The organism is Kaistella haifensis DSM 19056 (assembly GCF_000735695.2).
Taxonomy (GTDB): domain Bacteria; phylum Bacteroidota; class Bacteroidia; order Flavobacteriales; family Weeksellaceae; genus Kaistella; species Kaistella haifensis.
Genome location: NZ_JASZ02000010.1, coordinates 44,450 through 63,458, shown reverse-complemented (window position 1 = coordinate 63,458; position 19,009 = coordinate 44,450). Strand labels below are relative to the sequence as shown.

16 protein-coding genes are annotated in these 19,009 nt (G+C 37.1%); 8 read left to right on the top strand and 8 right to left on the bottom strand.

Annotated features, from left to right (window positions below):
* The first annotated feature begins 26 nt into the window (after positions 1-26).
* From AP75_RS06270 to AP75_RS06255, 4 genes are read left to right on the top strand one after another with little or no spacing between them, the layout of a single operon-like run.
* Entirely contained in the window at positions 27-1,250 is a 1,224-nt protein-coding gene (locus AP75_RS06270; protein ID WP_242589771.1) for a 2TM domain-containing protein, read from the top strand.
* A 2-nt stretch (positions 1,251-1,252) separates the two neighbouring features.
* Positions 1,253-1,543 carry a 2TM domain-containing protein gene (locus tag AP75_RS06265; protein WP_031503825.1) on the top strand — a complete coding sequence of 97 codons (291 nt, stop codon included), beginning with the start codon at positions 1,253-1,255 and terminating at the stop codon, positions 1,541-1,543.
* A gap of 11 nt (positions 1,544-1,554) precedes the next feature.
* Positions 1,555-1,872: a 2TM domain-containing protein gene (locus AP75_RS06260; protein ID WP_055041944.1), complete on the top strand. Its 318-nt coding sequence runs from the start codon at positions 1,555-1,557 to the stop codon at positions 1,870-1,872.
* The gene (locus AP75_RS06255) at positions 1,869-2,609 is read left to right on the top strand and encodes a LytR/AlgR family response regulator transcription factor (protein WP_031503826.1); all 741 of its coding nucleotides are present in this window, start codon (positions 1,869-1,871) and stop codon (positions 2,607-2,609) included. The genes AP75_RS06260 and AP75_RS06255 overlap by 4 nt, the downstream gene beginning before the upstream one ends.
* Position 2,610: 1 nt before the next feature.
* Here AP75_RS06255 and mnmA read toward each other — a convergent pair whose 3' ends face one another.
* From mnmA to AP75_RS06240, 3 genes are all read right to left on the bottom strand, one after another.
* Positions 2,611-3,798, bottom strand: a complete 1,188-nt coding sequence (mnmA, locus tag AP75_RS06250) for a tRNA 2-thiouridine(34) synthase MnmA (protein ID WP_031503828.1) — start codon at positions 3,796-3,798, stop codon at positions 2,611-2,613.
* Positions 3,799-3,978: 180 nt separating this feature from the next.
* Positions 3,979-4,620 carry a hypothetical protein gene (locus tag AP75_RS06245; protein WP_031503829.1) on the bottom strand — a complete coding sequence of 214 codons (642 nt, stop codon included), beginning with the start codon at positions 4,618-4,620 and terminating at the stop codon, positions 3,979-3,981.
* A 112-nt stretch (positions 4,621-4,732) separates the two neighbouring features.
* Positions 4,733-6,952 carry a TonB-dependent receptor gene (locus tag AP75_RS06240; protein WP_031503830.1) on the bottom strand — a complete coding sequence of 740 codons (2,220 nt, stop codon included), beginning with the start codon at positions 6,950-6,952 and terminating at the stop codon, positions 4,733-4,735.
* Between the two features lie 140 nt (positions 6,953-7,092).
* On the opposite strand from AP75_RS06240, the gene AP75_RS06235 reads away from it, so the two are divergent.
* Positions 7,093-7,596: a superoxide dismutase family protein gene (locus AP75_RS06235; protein WP_031504237.1), complete on the top strand. Its 504-nt coding sequence runs from the start codon at positions 7,093-7,095 to the stop codon at positions 7,594-7,596.
* A gap of 56 nt (positions 7,597-7,652) precedes the next feature.
* Here the strand turns inward: AP75_RS06235 and AP75_RS06230 are convergent, their stop codons facing one another.
* The 5 genes from AP75_RS06230 to AP75_RS06210 form a co-directional block, all read right to left on the bottom strand.
* Entirely contained in the window at positions 7,653-8,927 is a 1,275-nt protein-coding gene (locus tag AP75_RS06230; protein WP_051872709.1) for a DUF6080 domain-containing protein, read from the bottom strand.
* 30 nt (positions 8,928-8,957) lie between these two features.
* Positions 8,958-10,502: a protein adenylyltransferase SelO gene (locus AP75_RS06225; protein WP_088263887.1), complete on the bottom strand. Its 1,545-nt coding sequence runs from the start codon at positions 10,500-10,502 to the stop codon at positions 8,958-8,960.
* A 74-nt stretch (positions 10,503-10,576) separates the two neighbouring features.
* Complete coding sequence (locus AP75_RS06220) at positions 10,577-12,958, bottom strand: penicillin-binding protein 1A (RefSeq protein ID WP_088263885.1); 2,382 nt, start codon at positions 12,956-12,958, stop codon at positions 10,577-10,579.
* An 8-nt stretch (positions 12,959-12,966) separates the two neighbouring features.
* On the bottom strand, positions 12,967-13,437 hold the full coding sequence (locus tag AP75_RS06215) for a gliding motility lipoprotein GldH (RefSeq protein ID WP_031504233.1): 471 nt from the start codon (positions 13,435-13,437) through the stop codon (positions 12,967-12,969).
* Positions 13,424-14,737 carry a PSP1 domain-containing protein gene (locus AP75_RS06210; protein WP_031504231.1) on the bottom strand — a complete coding sequence of 438 codons (1,314 nt, stop codon included), beginning with the start codon at positions 14,735-14,737 and terminating at the stop codon, positions 13,424-13,426. Before AP75_RS06210 ends, AP75_RS06215 begins: the two co-directional genes overlap by 14 nt.
* 386 nt (positions 14,738-15,123) lie before the next feature.
* Here AP75_RS06210 and AP75_RS06205 point away from each other — a divergent pair, with 386 nt between their 5' ends.
* From AP75_RS06205 to AP75_RS06195, 3 genes are all read left to right on the top strand, one after another.
* Entirely contained in the window at positions 15,124-16,362 is a 1,239-nt protein-coding gene (locus AP75_RS06205) for an OmpP1/FadL family transporter (protein ID WP_088263883.1), read from the top strand.
* Between the two features lie 14 nt (positions 16,363-16,376).
* The gene (locus AP75_RS06200) at positions 16,377-17,939 is read left to right on the top strand and encodes an SGNH/GDSL hydrolase family protein (protein ID WP_031504227.1); all 1,563 of its coding nucleotides are present in this window, start codon (positions 16,377-16,379) and stop codon (positions 17,937-17,939) included.
* Positions 17,940-18,028: 89 nt separating this feature from the next.
* Positions 18,029-18,967, top strand: a complete 939-nt coding sequence (locus AP75_RS06195) for a ribose-phosphate diphosphokinase (protein ID WP_031504225.1) — start codon at positions 18,029-18,031, stop codon at positions 18,965-18,967.
* Positions 18,968-19,009 lie beyond the last annotated feature (42 nt).

The window sequence follows — 19,009 nt, the reverse complement described above, 5'->3', positions numbered from 1 at the left end:
TTGAGCCAGCCGTTTTCTCATGGCGAATGATTGGGCTTGCTTTCATGATTTCAACAATGTACACCGTTGTTAACGCACTAGGACAAGGATATTTGAATGCGTATTTGGATAAAAAATGGGATTGGATTTCGGAGACCAGAAAAAGGATTATTTATGGCGTTACGCTTACCGTAATTGTGACTGTAATTTCTGTTCTGTTCTGTAATTATGTTAATTTTGTAATCATACAAAAAGTAAAGCCAAGCAAGTTTTTCTCTGGTGATTATGGCTTTATTAATTGGTTTTTCATCAATTTAGCATTACTTATTTCTGCAATTCTGCATGCAAGAAGTTTCATGTTGGCGTGGAAAAATGAATCTCGAAAAGAAGTTGTAGAACAAAAAATTATTGCTAGTTCTGCCAACGCGCAGTTCGAAAGTCTAAAGAACCAACTCGACCCGCATTTCCTCTTCAATTCATTGAATGTACTAAGTTCCCTTATTGATGAAAATCCAGATCAGGCGCAACGGTTCACCGCATCGATGTCCAAGATTTACCGCTATGTTTTGGAGCAGAAAGACAAAGAATTGGTAACGGTAGAAGAAGAGCTAGATTTTGCACAAACCTATTGCAACCTTTTGAAAACACGTTTCGAAGACAGCGTGAATTTCGAATTTCAAGTGGATGAAAAAGAGAAAAAGTCTTTTGTAGTACCACTTTCCTTACAATTGCTATTGGAAAACTGCATTAAACATAATTTCGCAACGGCACAAAAACCGCTTAACATCAGAATCTATTCTGAAAATGGATATTTGCTGATAGAAAATAATTTAATGGCGAGAGAACAGGTCAAAGAAAGCGCGGGAATTGGCCTTTCCAACATTGTTCAGCGCTATTCTTTATTAACCAAACAAAATGTTTTCATCGAAAAATCAAAGGATTTCTTCCGCGTGAAAATCCCAATATTAACCCAAAAAATTACTGCCATGACTACTCAACCTTCTCACGAATCCATCGCATACGACAGAGCTTCAAAACGCGTAAAAGAACTGAAAGGCTTCTACGGAAACCTGATTTCCTATTGTCTTGTGATTCCGTTTTTAATTTTTGTAAACCTTTATACCTCACCGAATTACTATTGGTTTTGGTGGCCGATGTTGGGTTGGGGAATCGGTTTGGCATCGCATGCTTTGCAGGTTTTTGGAATCGGGAGAAGCTGGGAAGAAAAGCAAATTCGTAAAATATTAGAAAAAGAAAACTTAAAAAAATAACCATGGAAAACTTTGATGAAAACAATATCAGATATTTAGAAGCTCAAAAAAGAGTGAAAAAACTCAAGGGTTTCTATATTCACGCGACAGTTTATGTGTTGGTAAATTTGTTTCTCATCGCAAGAAATATTCAGCAAGGCGAATCTATTTTGAGTTTGGATAATTACTGGACGGCATTGTTCTGGGGAATCGGACTTTTGGGACATGCTTCAAGCATCTTTTTACCGAACCTTTTTCTTGGTAAAGGTTGGGAAGAAAGAAAAACCAAAGAATTAATGGATAAGTATAGATAATAATATAAAAAATGGAACCTATAAACAATAAAAATATTAAGTACGAACGAGCTAGAAAAAGAATGAAAGAAATCAAAGGATTCTATATTCATGCTTTGTTTTTTGTTTTGGTAAATATATTATTGATAATAATGAAATTTATTTACGGGGAACATGTTGTTGGAGAACCGCGGATAAAAATAAGTCAATTCCTTACCATAATTCTTTGGGGAGTTGGTTTATTAGCTCACGGATTGTCTGTATTTCTACCTAATTTTATCTTTGGAAAGAACTGGGAAGAAAAGAAAATTCGTGAATTGATGGAAAGAAACAGAAATTTGAAAATATGAATGTAGTAATTATCGAAGACGAAAAACCCGCAGCAAGAAAATTAGAACGATTGTTGAGTTTATTTACTGATTTAGAGTTGGTTGCGACGATCAATTCTGTGGAAGAAGGAACAAACTGGTTTTCGGAAAATCCGCACCCGGATTTGATCTTTTCCGACATTGTTTTGGGCGATGGTTTGTCTTTTGACATCTTTGAAAAAATCCCGACCAAGAGTTTCATTATTTACACCACAGCGTTTGATCAATATACTTTGAAGGCGTTTAAACTCAATTCCATCGATTATCTTTTGAAACCAATTATGGAAGAAGACTTGCAAAAAGCGATTGATAAATTCAAGAGTTTCCTACCTGCTGAAAGTGTTCGTAATGTTCACCAAATCAAATCATTAATTAAAGAAGAGAAACAGAAATTGTCAAGAATTTTGGTTAAAATAGGGTACAATCTCAAAATCGTACAAACCGATGAGGTTTCTTGTTTTTACAGCGAAAACAAAATTGTCTATCTACAAACCAAAGAACGGGTTTTTCCTACCGATTTCACCCTAGAAGAATTGCAGGAAGTTCTCGATAGCAAATGTTTTTTCCGGGTAAATCGCCAGTTTATCATCAATTCAAATTACATCAAAAACATCCACACTTCTCCCTGTTACAAAGTGGAAATGGAGTTTCAGCCCACAGAGGAAATCACCGTGAGCCGCGATAGAGTAAAAGATTTTAAAGATTGGTTGAGCAAATAGTTTATGAAATCACGCCACTTCCGATCAATTCCTCGTCGAGATACCAAGCTGCAAATTGCCCCTCGGCAATCGCGGATTGTGGATTTTCAAATTCGATGAACAAGCCTTCTTCAAATTGATACAATGTTGCATTTTCCAAAGTTTGTCGGTAACGGATTCTTGCTTGAACGTTCATGGATTCGCCATTTTTTAAACGCAAATCTTCTCGAACCCAGTGAATTTCAGAAGGTTCTATTTTCAATGCAGAACGGAAAAGACCTGGGAAGTTTTTTCCTTCACCTACATAAATGGTGTTGGTTTCCATATCTCGGGAAATGATGAAACACGATTCTTTGTGTCCGCCAATTCCTAAACCTTTGCTTTGCCCGATGGTGAAATAGTGCGCACCTTGGTGTTTTCCGATTACTTTTCCGTCGGTTTTTTGGTATTTTATTTTTCTAGAAAGAAACTCTAATTCTTCTAATTTTGATGAAAATTCAGGTTTTTCTGTATAAAAACCATCAAAATCATTGAAAATTTCGACAATTTCGCCTTCTTTTGGTTTTAGCTGTTGCTGAAGAAAAGTCGGTAAACTTACTTTCCCGATAAAACATAAACCTTGTGAATCTTTTTTGTCGGCAGTTACCAATCCGATTTCTTTAGCGATTTCTCGAACTTCCGGTTTGGTGAGTTCTCCGATGGGAAATAATGCTTTGGAAAGCTGATCCTGATTGAGCTGACACAAGAAATAGGATTGGTCTTTATTATTATCTTTTCCGGCTAGAAGATGGAAAATTTCTTTTCCGTTCTCATCGAATGTGGATTCTACACGAGCGTAATGTCCGGTCGCCACTTTATCGGCTCCCAAAGACAATGCGGTTTTCATGAAAACATCAAATTTCACCTCGCGATTGCAGAGAACATCGGGGTTTGGGGTTCTTCCTTTTTCGTATTCAGCAAACATATAATCCACGATCTTTTCTTTGTAAAGTTCGCTCATATCGATCACCTGATACGGGATTCCCAACTTTTGGGCAACCATGAGCGCATCATTGCTGTCCTCAATCCATGGACATTCATCTTCCAAAGTAACGGAAGCATCGTTCCAGTTTCGCATGAAAAGTGCTACCACTTCATGCCCTTGTTTTTGCAACAAATATGCTGCTACACTCGAATCTACACCGCCGGATAAACCTACTACTATTTTCATATTATTGTTACGCTTTCGTTAAGGGAAAGTTTTACGGGCGCAAAGTTACGACAATAAACTAAACTAAAACACGCGAAAAATAAATCCTGTAAATAGCAATCATTGAGAAAAAGTAAAATAGACGACAACAAAAAACGCTTCCGTTTTAGAAAGCGTTATATGATATTGAAAACGTATATTTTAAGGTTTGTTTGCTAAAAAATATTCTGCTTCACTTTTCCCCCAATTAGGATCTAATTTCGTTTTTGGCTGATATACTGTATACTGATCCAAGGCTTTTTGAAATAACTCAAGTCCTTTCGATTTGCTTCCTCCGAATTGTTCTGGAGTATAATAAGTATCTTCTGCTCTCATTAAGGTTATTCTAGGATTTTGAGCATCAATTTTTTCAGCTTTTGAAAGGGCTTCTGCAGCCAACATTCCTTCACTCATAAACCTTTGTTGAGGATTAACCATCATTTTCAGAGAATGAATCATCTTCTGTAAAATTAGATTTTCCGCGTTGTCTTTATTTAATTCCATTGCTAAATTGAGATATTTCTGAGCTTCGGCTGCGGTAAGATCCAGTTCTTCTGTTTTGCCTTCGCGCATGAGCGTTCTTCCTTTTTGAATGGTGGCAAAAGCTGCATAATAATAAGGAAGCCATTGGGTTTTTTCTTTGTCGCCGATTCTTTTGAAATCGTTTGCCAGTGCCGTAAACTCGTCCGGAGTTTTGTGTTGTTCAACGATTGCTATTTTTTCGGTCATCGCTTTTTCATAAGCGGTTTGGGAAAATGCCTTTACACCGATCATTAGCAAGATTCCGAGAATTAAATTTTTCATAGTATTCAATTATTTTGATTTGTTTTTATTTTGATGATTCAAAGATATTTTATCCTTGCCTTGGGTTAAATTTTTTCTATCTGAAAGGTTAAAAAGGCTTGCTCAACGGTTATTATAAATTATTATTGATTGCATCTTCCGTTCGATCGATCCCGAAACTGATGAATGCACCGATGAAAACAAAAGTGTTTGCAGAAGGCAAAATCGGTTTGTTTCGAAGGCCATCATTGGAAAATTGGTATCCATAAATGTTTTTTTGCCCAAGAATATTATTAACCGCCAACACCAAAACGGTAAAATATTTGGCGTCTTTTTTTCCTAAACCCGGAAGGTAATTGATGCTGAAATTCAGTGCGTTATAATCTTTCGCTTTTCCTTGTTGGTTTAAATAGAAGTTTCCGTCGTTATCGGTCAGGAAATTATAAAATGGTCTTCCAGAAGCATAGTTGTAAGATAGGTTAAATCCTGTTTTCCAATTGGTTACAAACTTCTTTGCAACGAAAGACAAAGTGTGTTTTGCAGCGAAATTAGGGAATAAACTTTGGTCATAATCCTGAAAATTTCTTTTGGAATCGAGGAAAGAATAGGAAACCCAATAGTCAATATTTTTAATGGTTTTTTTGTCTCTCCAGAACAGTTCAAACCCTTTTACAAATCCGTCTCCATTGTTGTTGATCGCAATTTGTCGGTAATTTTGGTAGCGGGTTTTAATTAAATCTTTGTAATTTTTATAATAAGCTTCCATCCTCAAACTTCTGCCTTCTTCCGATTTTTGAATTTGCAAAATATAATGTTCTGCCCTTTGAAAATTGAGATCGTGGGTTCCAAAGAATTTGTTTTCCGGATTTTGGTAAAAAGTTCCGTAAGCGAGTGAACTCGTCCAATTTTTTGAAATTCGATAAGCAAAAGCGAGTCGTGGTGCGAGATTCCATTGATTGATAGCGGAAGAATATTCAGACCTTAAACCCACTTTTGCAGAAAAATCATTGCTAAAACCTAGATCTGTTTCCGCAAATAATGAAGTGATTTCATCCTTAAATTCAAAAGGAACCGACGAAAGTGCGACTTCGGTATTTTCGTGGCTTTGGTTGTGTTCAATTCCTCCTCTGACGGCTGAAATTTTATTTATTTTCCGTTCTACACTTGCTTTTGCATTAAAATATTTTCCCGTAACGTCGATGGAATTGAGATTAAATTCTTCATTTTCGAACGTATTGCTTAACTTGATGAAATTATTATTAAAAGTAAAAGAGCTTCCCAAATTCAAAAGGTATTTTCCGATTTTTTGTTTGAAAGAGAGGTTGTGAAAAGTATTTTTTCCTTTCAAGGAAGTGTTGTCGGAATCGGTTTGTGGTTCGAGACTTTCTGCTTCGATTGCCATCGTATTGGTATCGAAACTTCCGTAATATTTCAGCATCCCTCCGCTTTTATTTTTAATTCTAAAATTAAAGTTTGTACCGAAACTTTCCGGAGCTTTTGTAAAATCATTGTTGAACTTCAACAATTTTGTCATCAAACCTAAATTGCTGTATGCTGCAAAAATACCGAAAGATTTAGTTTTGTTGTCATCAACATTCTGAAAACCACCACTTAGGAAAATTGGGGAAATACCGATGTCTACTGAGTTTCTTTCCGGAAAATCGATACTTTCTAATGCTAAAATTGACGATAAAGCTTGTCCGTACATTGCAGAATATCCACCGCTGGAAAAGACATTTCCTTTAAATAAAGAGGTATTCAGCCGATCCATCGCTTTGATTCCTGGGATAGAATTCCCGAAAAAATTGTTCACAAGATTTCCATCCATGAAAAATTTGGTTTCGGTACCGGTTCCGCCTCTTACAAACAAACCTTCAGTTTCACCTATTTTCTGGACACCGGGAAGGGTTTCCAAAGCTGCGGTAACTTGCCCATTTGCGCCTGCCGTGGTATAAATATCAATGGGAGTGAGGAGCGCTGTTGCTCTTTTTCTGTCGCTGGCTTCGATGGATCCTGCAGAAATAACGACCGCATCGATTTCCGAAATTTGTTCTTTTAAATCAATATTTTCGGTAATTGACTCATTATTGATGACGATTTTTTTCTCCACTTCTACAAATTTTGAATGACTAAAGACCAAATTTCGCTCACCTTTTTCCGAAGTTTGAAACGTGTAATTTCCATTTTCATCGGTAGTTGCGCCGTCATAAGTATCTTTCAAGGTGACTGAAATGTCTTTCACGCCTTTGTTTTTGAAATTAACTTTTCCGGAAATTGTGATTTGGGCTTGAAGAAGAGATCCCGATAACAAAGCGAATAAAAGAAGGAATTTTAATTTTTTTTGAGTTCTCATGGTTTAATTTTATGTAACAAAAGTATTGCGGAATGGCTTTTGCTGAAAAAATTTGTAACTGAATGGAAGAATTTGTTCACTGAACTGTTTTTTTATTTTTCAGTATCTTTCAAATTCAAATAACAACAAAATAAATCATTATGAAAATCAAAGTACTTTCAATGCTCATCGCTGGTGCAACGCTCGCAGTTTCGTGTACCGTTACCAAAGATTTAGTCGTTTATCCAAAAAGCGGAACCGACACTCAAGGAACAGCAAAATTTACTCAATCGGGTAAAAAAGTTTCTTTGGATTTAAATGTTTACAAACTTACTCCAGGTTTTCATGCGGTTCATATTCATGAAAAAGGAGATTGTTCGGCAACTGACGGAAGTTCTGCAGGCGGACACTGGAATCCTTCCAATCATGATCATGGAAAGTGGGGTGCTGAACATTTCCACATGGGCGATATCGGAAATTTGATCGCTGATAAAGATGGAACCGCTCGTTTACTTTTCGAAACTGATAAATGGTGTATCGGGTGTAATGATGAATCTAAAAATATTGTTGGAAAATCATTGATTATTCATGCCGAAAAAGATGATTTTAAGACCCAACCAACCGGAAATGCAGGCGGTAGAGTAGGATGTGTGGAAATTAAATAAAATTTACTTCGGAATTAAATACATTAAAAAGGCAACTCATCGCGAGTTGCCTTCTTTTATTGATAGAATTTATCTAGGAAAACAAAGAATTCTTCCATTCTGAAAACATTGTTTAAAACCAAATATATAAATAAAATCCAAAGAATTGAATAAAGAAAACTAAGTGTTTTCGGAGCATTTTTATAAGCATAAAAAAGCCAACCGATTAGCAAAGGATACACAAAAACAAAATGTCCCCCGTAGATATAGGAGGTGTGAAGTCCGAATTTCAGGATACAATGAATCACAATATCCACCAAAAATGAAATCATCAACACCAACACCAATTTGTTTTTGAAGTTTTTAACGGAACTCCAAATCACCAAAATAAGCACTGCTGCAACAAATAGGTAGGGAATCCAAGATTCATAAACATCCATGAAAAGTGCCTTATATTCAAATCCTTTTTTATTGTGATAATCCCGAACTTCAAACCCTGCGAACAGCATATTTCCACCGAAAAACCACGAAGCAATCATATCCCAAACCGGAGTTGCTTTCGGATTCGAAAACTTTTCGTATTGCTCCTCTGTTTTCTCTAAAAAGCGAAAGAAATTAAAGTCTAATCGATTAAGAAACAGCAGTAGAAAAACTGCAACTGAAGCCAAAATTCTTAAAACTCCATTCCCGAATTTTTTCCATTGAGTGAAAATATTTTTCTCGAAAAGTAAAGGAATATACACTTTCACGATATTCGTTACTGTTAAACCACCAACAGTAACTCCGGCAAAAATCAATGCAGGAGCCGGAATTTTTTCACCTTTCCGCATTTTCAAAGCTGCATAATAATTAAATAAAACCAAGAAAAATAAAGTGTAGGTATAGGTTTCCGGGGTGAATGAAAGCAAAATATTTGTCGAAAAGAAAGCAAAAAAAGCGATGATCAGCAACGAAATTTTCTTGGGCAAAACGATAATGTTTTTCAAATATTTATAGATTTGAATTAAACTCAAACTTATCGCAAAGTTGCTGCACCACGCCAAAACAAGCCGGAAAGTCTCGTCTTTTTTACCATCAGAAAAAAGAAAAGCAAACTCCCGAATCCAATCGAAGAAATAATTAGCAAGCGGATGTCTTTCGAAGCCACCACCGGTCATCACAATCGCACGATTATCGAAACTGAAATAAGCATCCCAGGGAATTCTGTCATCAAAAATAATTCGGTAATTTAAGGCAATAAAACTCCCTAAAATTCCATAAACCGAGATGAAGATCATGAACAACAATACCTCGAATTTTGTGGAAGGGAAAATTGTTTTCAGAAAATCTTTGAATTTTTGTTGATAAACCAAGGTGAAAATTTTCGGCAAAAGTATGAAAAATTACGAACTGCAGGACAGTGTAGAACTTCCGGTTTGTCCGTCATATATTGGCGGTCGCTTTCTGGAAAATTCCGGATAACGTTCTTCGTACGGGTTTTCTAGTGCGGAAATAAGTTGATTGAGCAACGCTCTTTTGCCTTCGTTTATTTCTTTAATACATTCAAAAAGCAAATAATTTCTAAGGACAAACTTCGGATTATGCCTTTTCATGATTGCCAAAGATTCTGCTCGGGAAATAGTATTTTTTGATAGTCGAATTTGATAATTTTTAATAAAATTTTCAAAGGAAAACAAATGATTTTCGGAAAGCCGACTGTAAAAAATATCTTTAAAATGTTCTTGAATATCAGTGTCTTTTTGAAGTTTTTCCAATCGATTGAAAAAGAGCGTGTAATCTGCTTTTGTATCTTGCAACACTTGTTGAAAATCTGAAAAAAATCGATCATCGCCGTCGAGAACTTCATGAAAACCGAATTTTCTTGCCATCATTTCATCGTGTTTTTTCCAGAAATTTTCACTGAAATCATTGAGCATTTTTTCGAGCTTTTTTTCATCATTAATCAATGGAAATAGGGCGTTTGCAAGCTGCCAAAGATTCCATTGAGCCATTTTTGCCTGACTTCCGAAAGCGTATCTTCGGCCTGGAAGATCGGTGGTATTTGGGGTGAAACTGAGGTCATATTCATCCAAAAAAGAAAAAGGTCCGTAATCGATGGTGAGTCCTAAAACCGACATATTATCGGTATTCATCACACCATGAACAAAACCAACGCGGTACCATTCCACCATCAATTCAGCAGTTCGAAGAGCGATATTTTCAAAGAACGCAGCGTACTTTTCTGGACTTTCCGGATTGATTTCAGGGAAATAATTTTTAATGCTAAAATCTGCTAGTTTTCTTAAATTTTCAACATCATTTTGTGCAGAAATCAGTTCGAAATGTCCAAAACGGAGGAAACTTTCAGCAATTCTCACCATCACAGCTCCTTTTTCATAATCAGGATTTCCGTCATACATCAGGTCTCTTAACACATTTTCGCCAGTTAAAGAAAGCGACAATGCCCTTGTGGTAGGGATTCCTAAATGATGCATCGCCTCACTCATAAGATATTCTCTGATGGAGGAGCGAAGTACCGCTCTGCCATCTGCATGTCGGGAATATGGTGTTGCACCGGCTCCTTTCCACTGTATTTCGTGTTTTTTTCCGGCAGCGTTGATGATTTGTCCGGCTATAATTGCTCTACCGTCTCCTAATTGCCCTGCCCAATTTCCGAATTGATGCCCGGCGTATGCGGTAGCGTAGGTTTTCAAAGAATCAGGAACCAAAGAAGCGTTGAGAAATTGCAAGTCTTTTTCATCTTCAATGCGTCCGAGGCCAATTTCCTGTGAAAGTTTCTCATTAAAAATAAGAAGTTCAGGATTTTTAAAACCCGCTAAATCCACGGTTGCGAAAAGAAAGCCCGGGGTTTGTCGTTGCATTGGGTTTCCGGAGAAATCGCCGGGAAATTGTTTGAGAAAAGGTTGGGAGATTTGCGATAAATTCATGTTTCAAAGTTCGCTAAAAAAAATATCCTTTCAAGAATTTTTGAAAGGATATTTTTTATTGAAGATTTCCGGACTTAATTATTGAAATCAATTTCTTCGCCGGCATTTATTTTTTCGTTGACGTTTTCTTCTTTTTTACCGGAAGATCGTGGAGCATGATTTTGATTTTCTTCTACTTTTGGAGCTTTTAACTCATCAATGGTTTGCAGGCCACCTTCGTCACCATAACCACCTAAACCTTGGAGGTCGGAGCAACTGCCGGTCCAGTTTGAAGGTTTTACAAATTTATCTTCCGGAAGGATGCCAAGCGACTTATCCGCCCAAACTTTTTTCATGTAAATAGCCCAGATTGGAAGTGCCATTTTTGCACCTTGTCCTTCACCGGTTCCCCAGAAGTGGGTGGCGCGGTCTTCCCAACCGACCCAGACTCCGGTAGCGAGATTTGGCGTAATTCCTATAAACCAACCATCGGAATTGTTCTGTGTGGTACCTGTTTTGGCAGCTATTTCAATTCCTTTGGCAACTCCTCTTCTGCCAAGTTCCCCAGATGCTGTCCCGTATTCTGCAACGCCTTTCATTAAATCAATCATGGTGTAGGCATAAAGTTCGTTCATTACTTCTTTCAGTACTGGTTTTACTTCCTTAATTACTCTTCCGTTGGCATCTTCAATACGCCAAATCATTTCAGGTTTTATGTAATTTCCGTAGTTGGCAAAAGTACTGTAAGCACCCAACATCTCGTAAATGGTAATGTCTGAAGAACCAAGGGCTACTGCATATTCATTCGGAATTTCTTCGGTTACTCCGAGATCTCGCGCGGTTTGAATAACGCTTTTCGGAGTAGTCATTTCGATCAAGCGCACCGCCACCGGGTTTTTCGAGTGAGCTAGTGCATCTCTTAAAGTAAGGCTTCCACCGGATCCTTCTACGGTCCAAGTTCCTTTTCTGTAAGTCGCATTGGATACTGTAGAACAAGGAGTCATTCCCAGTTTCATAATAGCGGTGGCATAAACGAAAGGTTTAAAGGTAGATCCTACCTGTCTTTTCCCTTGTTTAATGTGGTCATACTGAAAATGTTGCCAGTTGATTCCTCCAACCCACGCTTTGATTTCTCCGGTTCCCGGAACCATCGACATTAATCCGGCTTGTGCGATTTGTTTATGATAACGGATGGAGTCCCAAGGTGACATTTCTACTTCTTCTTCGCCGTTCCAAGTAAATCTAGAAGTTTTCACTGGTTTTTTGAAATCGAGCATGATAGAATCTTCAGATACGCCTGCATTTTTCAGCTGTTTATATCTTCCGGTTCTTTTCACCGCACTCATCATGATAGAATTGATTTCTTTGTCATTAATGAGATAGAAAGGTCTTTGCTTTCTTCCTCGCTGTTCCGCATCGAAACGTTTTTGCAAATCGGTTAAATGTTCTTTTATGGCCTCTTCCGCATAGGTTTGCATTTTGGAATCTAGGGTTACATAGATTTTAAGACCGTCTTTGAAAAGGTTTAATGTTTTACCGGTTTTCTTTTCGTAATCTTTTAAATAGCCATCAATTTCTTTTCTTAAATAGAATTTGTAGTAAGCTGAATATCCTTCATCAATCGATTTTACCGGATGATAATCTAAAACAATTGGTGTTTCTACAGCTTTTTGGTAGGTTTGTTGATCGAGATAGCCGGTTTTCAACATTTGATCTAAAACAACATCTCTTCTCGCTCGCGCGCGGGTTTCATTTCGCATCGGGTTATTTTTCACTGGATTTTCGAGCATGGCAACAAACATCGCAGCTTCAGGAAGGGTCAATTGAGAGGTTGGCTTATTAAAATAAATTCTGGAAGCCATTTCGATTCCGTTTGCATTGTAAAGGAAATCGAACTTGTTGAAATACAGTGTAATAATCTCTTCCTTGGTATATCTTTTCTCCAAACTCACCGCTACAACCCATTCTTTGAGTTTTTGAAACGCTCTTTGAATTTTATTCTGGGAAACATTATCGGTAAATAAAAGTTTTGCCAATTGCTGGGTAATGGTAGAACCTCCACCGCGGCTACCGCCATACACAACTGCTCTTGCAACTGACTGTAAATCAATTCCTGAGTGTTCTTTGAAGCGCTCGTCTTCTTTTGCTTGAAGCGCGTAAATCAGATAAGGTGGCAGATCTTTGTATGTTACCGGCTGTGTTTTCTCTTTTTCGAATTTTCCGAGAAGTTTTCCATCGGAAGAATAGATTTCCGAAGCTACATAAATATCAGGATTTTCCAGCTCTTTCACATCGGGCATGCTGCCAAGGAAACCTTGTGATACTGCAAAAAACAAAGCAGCAATTCCTATTACCACAGCAATGAGTGACATCCATACTAATTTCACCCATTTTTTCCAGCCAAGATTTTTTTCTTTTTTAGGAGGAAGCGGAAAGGTTTGCTTTGTTTTGCTTCCCATATTTGGTTTGTTTTCCATAAATGATTTTACGGTTTTACAGATTCTATTTTTACGCCTATATCTTCAATTCCTTTCAAATTATCGGTTCTCATCCCATGGATCACTCCAATCTGATAATCCCCATTTTTAGGAAATTTATAATTGATTTTATACTGAAACAAGGTTTCTTTGGTATCTCCAAATCCTTTTCCGATCCATTCGCCATTGGGTTTTGCCAATACATAATTTAAAGTATCTGTGATTTTTTTGTTGGATTTTGCTTCCCCAAAATTCACAATGAAACGGATATTGCTGTAGGGATACTCATTATTGTTTCTTACAACAAATATAATATTTTTTGGATGTTGGGCATCGTGTACTGTAAAGCCGAATTTCTGTTCGGTTTTTTTGTTCCAATTTCCGTTAATGGATTTTATATCGACGTTTTCCGAAGAACTGTTACACGCCATGAGCAGAACAAAACCGGAAAAAACACCCAGGATTTTATGCTTTGTCATCACGTTTTGGCTGAAATTTCTTTTTAAATTTTTTCGGCTGCTGGTTTGGAGATTTCGCGTTTTGAGGCTGGTTTGACGCAGTGTTATTATTGCGTTTCTCGTTGGGTTTCGCAGCGGTTTTATTTTCAGGTTTAGGCTTCGGAGGATTAGGATTGCTGGGTTTCGGACCGTTGTTTGGCTTTTTTCGGTTTTGATTTTTGCCGGAATTTCGGTTTTTTCTTTCGAAACGATCCACGTTGTTTTCCTGAATCAAATCGACTGATTTCACAGGAACGTCGCTGGTTTTCATCTCTTCCAAAGGTGGTGTTTTTTCCCCTTTTTTGTTTTGAGCGATGAGTTTTTTCACCTCTTGAACATCCAAATCATACCAAGCCATCGAACGATCGGCATACGCAAACCACATTCTCTTTTTGAAAACGTCGATTTTTATGCAGAAAGCTTTTCCGTTCACCGTATCAATCGTAGTTGATGAAGAAGGAAAATCGCTTAGCGCATCCAAATAACTGTCGAGTTCGTAATTGAGGCAGCATTTCAGTTTTCCACATTGTCCGGCAAGTTTTTGAGGATTGATGGACAACTGCTGATATCTCGCCGCATTGGTATTCACCGATCGGAAATCGGTTAACCAAGTTGAACAGCATAGTTCTCTTCCACAAGAACCAATTCCGCCAACTTTTGCAGCTTCTTGTCGAAAACCGATTTGTTTCATATCGATTTTGGTACGGAAAGCAGAGGCAAATTCTTTAATTAATTGCCGGAAATCCACGCGGTTATCAGCGGTGTAATAGAAGGTAACTTTCGCGCCGTCTCCTTGAAATTCAACGTCGGTAATCTTCATGTCAAGATTCAGGGCGTGGGAAATTTTTCTTGCCTGAATTTTTACAGATTCTTCTTTAGCGCGTACTTCCTGCCAAACTTCAATATCTTTTTGGTTGGCTAATCGGTATATTTTCAGAGGGTTTTCTTCAGAGAAATCTTTCTTTTTCATCTGAATTTTCACCAATTCCCCTGTAAGGCTTACTACACCTATATCGTGACCCGGGCTAGATTCTACTGTGACGATGCTTCCTATATGAAGCGGTAAATTGTTGGTATTTTTATAAAAAATTTTACGATCATTCTTGAACCTCACTTCAACAAAATCGGTTGCAGATTTTGAAGGATTGCTGACATTCGAGAGCCAATCGAAAACACTTAATTTATAGCTGTTTCCACAAGTATTTACATTTTCACAGCCATTCGCAGATTTTGTTCCGCATGAATGGGACGAATCGCCGGATGTTTTGCATCCACAACTCATATTTATATATAATTATCTACTGCAAATTTAGTATAAATTTATTTTGCAGATAACAAAGCGTTTTATTTTCACCTAAAGATTTTTAGTTTTTATGATTATTGTAATATTATTAAAGATAATTCATAAATATCGCTAATATTATGCAAATCATATAATTTAAAAATTTAAAATTGTTATGGTTTTCATTCTATTATTTAATTTAAATAAGAAAAATTCAAATATTTTTTAATGTTTGTTATTGCCTTTAAATAAAGTGTTTTTTAAATTTATTTCGCCTTAATTTAGTTAAACGGAATGGTGAATTTACCATTCGTTTAAAAATATTTATGGTTTGTTAACATTTGTTTAAAAAATAATTTTATATTTGGAACATTAATAATGATTTTATGAAAAAAATAATTTTAACAACAGCATTGTTAGCCGGTATCCTTGCTCAAGCTGGAGGCTTTAGAGTTTCTTTACAAGGGGTTAAGCAATTAGCAATGGCTCATACCAGTGCGCATGCAGAAGATGCGAGTGTTGCTTTCTTCAATCCTGCAGGAATTTCTTTTATTCCGGCTAAATTAAGTGTAGCAGCAGGAGGGTTTGGTGCAAAATCTCATGTAACTTACCAAAATTTATCTACCCTTACTTCTTATGAAACAAATAGTCCTATTGGAACTCCGATATATGCCGCTGTAGCATATAAGGTTTTAGATAATGTTTCATTAGGATTTAGTTTTTCTACACCATTTGGAAGTACGATTGAGTGGCCTTCTGATTGGGCAGGAAAAGAAATAGTACAACGTTTGGAATTGAAATCTTTTTATTTCCAACCGATGGTTTCAGTTAAGTTAGCACCTTGGGCATCTGTGGGAGGTAGCTATATTTATGCGAAAGGAACTGTAAATTGGGATAAAGCAGTTACGCAATTAGGCGGCAAACTTAATCTGAAAGATGAAAAAGCATCAGGAAGCGGATTTGGATTAGGATTTTATTTTCAACCAAATGATAAATTGGATGTGAGTATCGCTTACCGTTCTCCAATTGATATGGAAGCGAAAAAAGGAGTTGTAAGTTTTGATGTTTCTTCAGCATTGTATCCTGCGTTAGGTTTGGATGCATCTGGTAAAGATGCTTTTACAGCAACTTTGCCTTTGGTGGATGAATATACTATTGGTGTTACTTATAAAGTGACTCCGAAATGGTTAATTTCCGGAGACTTTAACTATAGCGGATGGGATCAGTACAATCGATTGAAATTGGATTTTGCAAACGCACCAATTGGAAATCAACCAGATGATCCTACAGTTTTGGTAAGTCCAAAAAATTTCAAATCTACCCAGACTTGGAGAATAGGAACTCAATATCAAATTAATGATATGATTGCGGCCCGCGCCGGATACTATTACGATCAATCTCCTTATTCTGACGAAAATTTCCAAGCTGAAACTCCATCTTTTGACTCTAATGTGATTACTGCAGGTTTAGGATTTAAGTTTGCTAAAAGTTTTGGAGTAGATGTAGCAGGTGGTCTTGCACTACCGAAAAGTAGAAAAGTGAACAACGCTTATTCAGATTTCTACGGACAGGCAAAAGCTAAGGCTTACTATTTCGGTTTAGGTCTATCTTATAACGCATTTTAAGAATTATTTTAATTATGAAAAGAATATTAATTTCAACAATAGCTGTTTCCGCTTTACTATTTAATGTAAGCTGTGACACCAATTTCGACCAGGATGTTAACGATGTCGTTGTATCCAAAGGCGATGCAGATTTTACCAAATTTGTGGCTCTGGGTAATTCACTTACTTCTGGTTACAGAGACGGGGCTTTATATATTGACGGGCAAAACGAATCTTTCCCTTCCATGGTCGCAGCTCAAATGAAACTTGCGGGAGGTGGGGAATTCAAGCAGCCTTTAATGGCGGACAACTTGGGTGGAATTCCTGCGGTTGGCTTCACCAATAAAAGAGTACTTACTCCAACAATGGGATTGGGTTTTGCTGCTGGAACAGGAGCTACAACTTTAGCTAATATTTACGCTTCGGGACCTTACAATAATATGGGGGTACCGGGAGCTAAATCTTACCATTTGGTTGCTCCAGGTTATGGAAATCCTGCAAATCTCCCTTTAGGAAAAGCGAATCCTTATTTCGTAAGATTTGCAAAAAACCCAGCAACATCGTCCGTATTGAGTGATGCGATGGAAATGAAGCCAAGCTTTTTCTCTCTTTGGATCGGAAATAATGATGTTCTTTCCTATGCAACAAACGGTGGTATGAACTCCACCACCGTAAACGGAGTTACCACTTATACTCCAGCGGTTGTTCAAACAGGAAATTTGGATCCCACAACATATAAAGGGAATGATATCTCTGATCCAAACGTTGTTGGTGGGGTAATTAAAAGTGTTTTGGACGGATTGAAAAGTGTTGGTTCTACAAAAGGCGTTATTGCAAATATTCCTAATGTAACAGCAATTCCTTTCTTCAACAAAGTTCCTTATAACACTATTCCGCTAGATGCGACTAAAGCTGCCGCAATCAATTCATCATTAATTAATCCATTAATTGGCGCATTAAACTATCTTGGACAATCAGGAAGATTCGTGCCAGTAGTTGCAGGAAACAACCCTGTAATTATTGTTGATAACTCTTTACCAAATGTTTCAGCAGGACTTACAGCGGTTCTAACAGCAAACGGTTATCCAGCTACACAGGCTGCGTTTTTAGGAAATGCTTTCGGACAAGCTAGACAAGCTAAAGCGGGTGAACTAATCCTTTTAACAGCTTCCAATGAATTAGGTTTAGATGCAATTACCCGTCAAGCTCCAACTCCAACGTCACAATTCATTATTGGTGCATCTTTCCCACTTGCTGATCAGTTTTCTTTAACATCGAAAGAGGTTAATAATATTGCAACAGCAGTTACTGCTTACAACACTGCAATCAGCGGTTTAGCTTCTTCATATTCCCTTGCGTTGGTAGATGCAAATACTAAAATGGCAGAGCTAAATTCTACGGCCGGAATCCAATTTGATGGGGTGAAATATACCGCAACATTCGTTACAGGCGGTACTTTCTCTCTTGATGGGGTACACCTTACAGGAAGAGGTTATGCTTTAATTGCTAATGAATTTATCAAGTCAATTAACGCAAAATACCATTCTACTCTCCCTTTAGTAAATGTGAATAGCTACTCAGGAGTTGAGTTTCCTTAGAAGTAATATTCAATGATTAATTTTAAAACCACCGGAATTCTTTCCAGTGGTTTTATTTTTTTAAATTTGCACATCTAAAAAAAGTAAAAATGGCTGATCAGGCAAGTTATCTCTTTTCCACAAGAACCAGTAAAGTTTTGGCGGAAAAAATTGCTCAACACTATGGGCAGGAAATGGGGAAAATCAATTTCCAAGAATTTAGTGACGGAGAATTTGAACCAGTTTTGGATCAATCCGTTAGGGGAGGAAGGGTTTTTTTAATAGGATCTACTTTCCCACCGGCAGACAATCTTTTGGAACTTCTATTAATGATTGATGCCGCCAAAAGAGCATCTGCTAAAAGCATTACAGTGGTTCTACCATACTATGGTTTGGCTAGACAAGATAGAAAAGACAAACCAAGAGCACCAATAGGAGCAAAATTGGTTGCAAATCTTCTAACTGCAGCGGGTGCAACAAGAATTATGACCATGGATTTGCATGCAGATCAAATTCAGGGATTCTTTGAAATTCCAGTAGATCATCTTTATGCTTCCTCAATTTTTATTGAATATATTCAATCATTACAATTAGATAACCTTACGATCGCCTCACCTGACATGGGAGGAGCGAAAAGAGCAAAAAATTACGCAGGTCATCTTGGTGCAGAAGTCGTAATTGCTTACAAAGAAAGAAAAAAAGCAAATGTAATCGAAGAAATGTTCCTAATTGGAGATGTCGTAGGAAAAAATGTGATCCTGATCGATGATATGATCGATACTGCGGGAACACTTTGCAAAGCTGCCGATATTCTAATGGAAAGAGGCGCGAAAAGCGTTCGTGCAATGGCAACGCATGCGGTTCTATCAGGCAAAGCTTATGAAAATATAGAAAAATCTAAAATTTCAGAAGTTATTGTAACCGATACCATTCCTGTGAAAAGCGAATTATCGTCCAAAATAAAAGTGCTTTCATGTGCAGAATTATTTGCAGATGTAATGAAAATGGTACACGAACACAAATCGATCAGCGATAAATTTATTATTTAAAAAATAATCTTTATCTTTGCACCCTTAAAATTTTTTAATTTA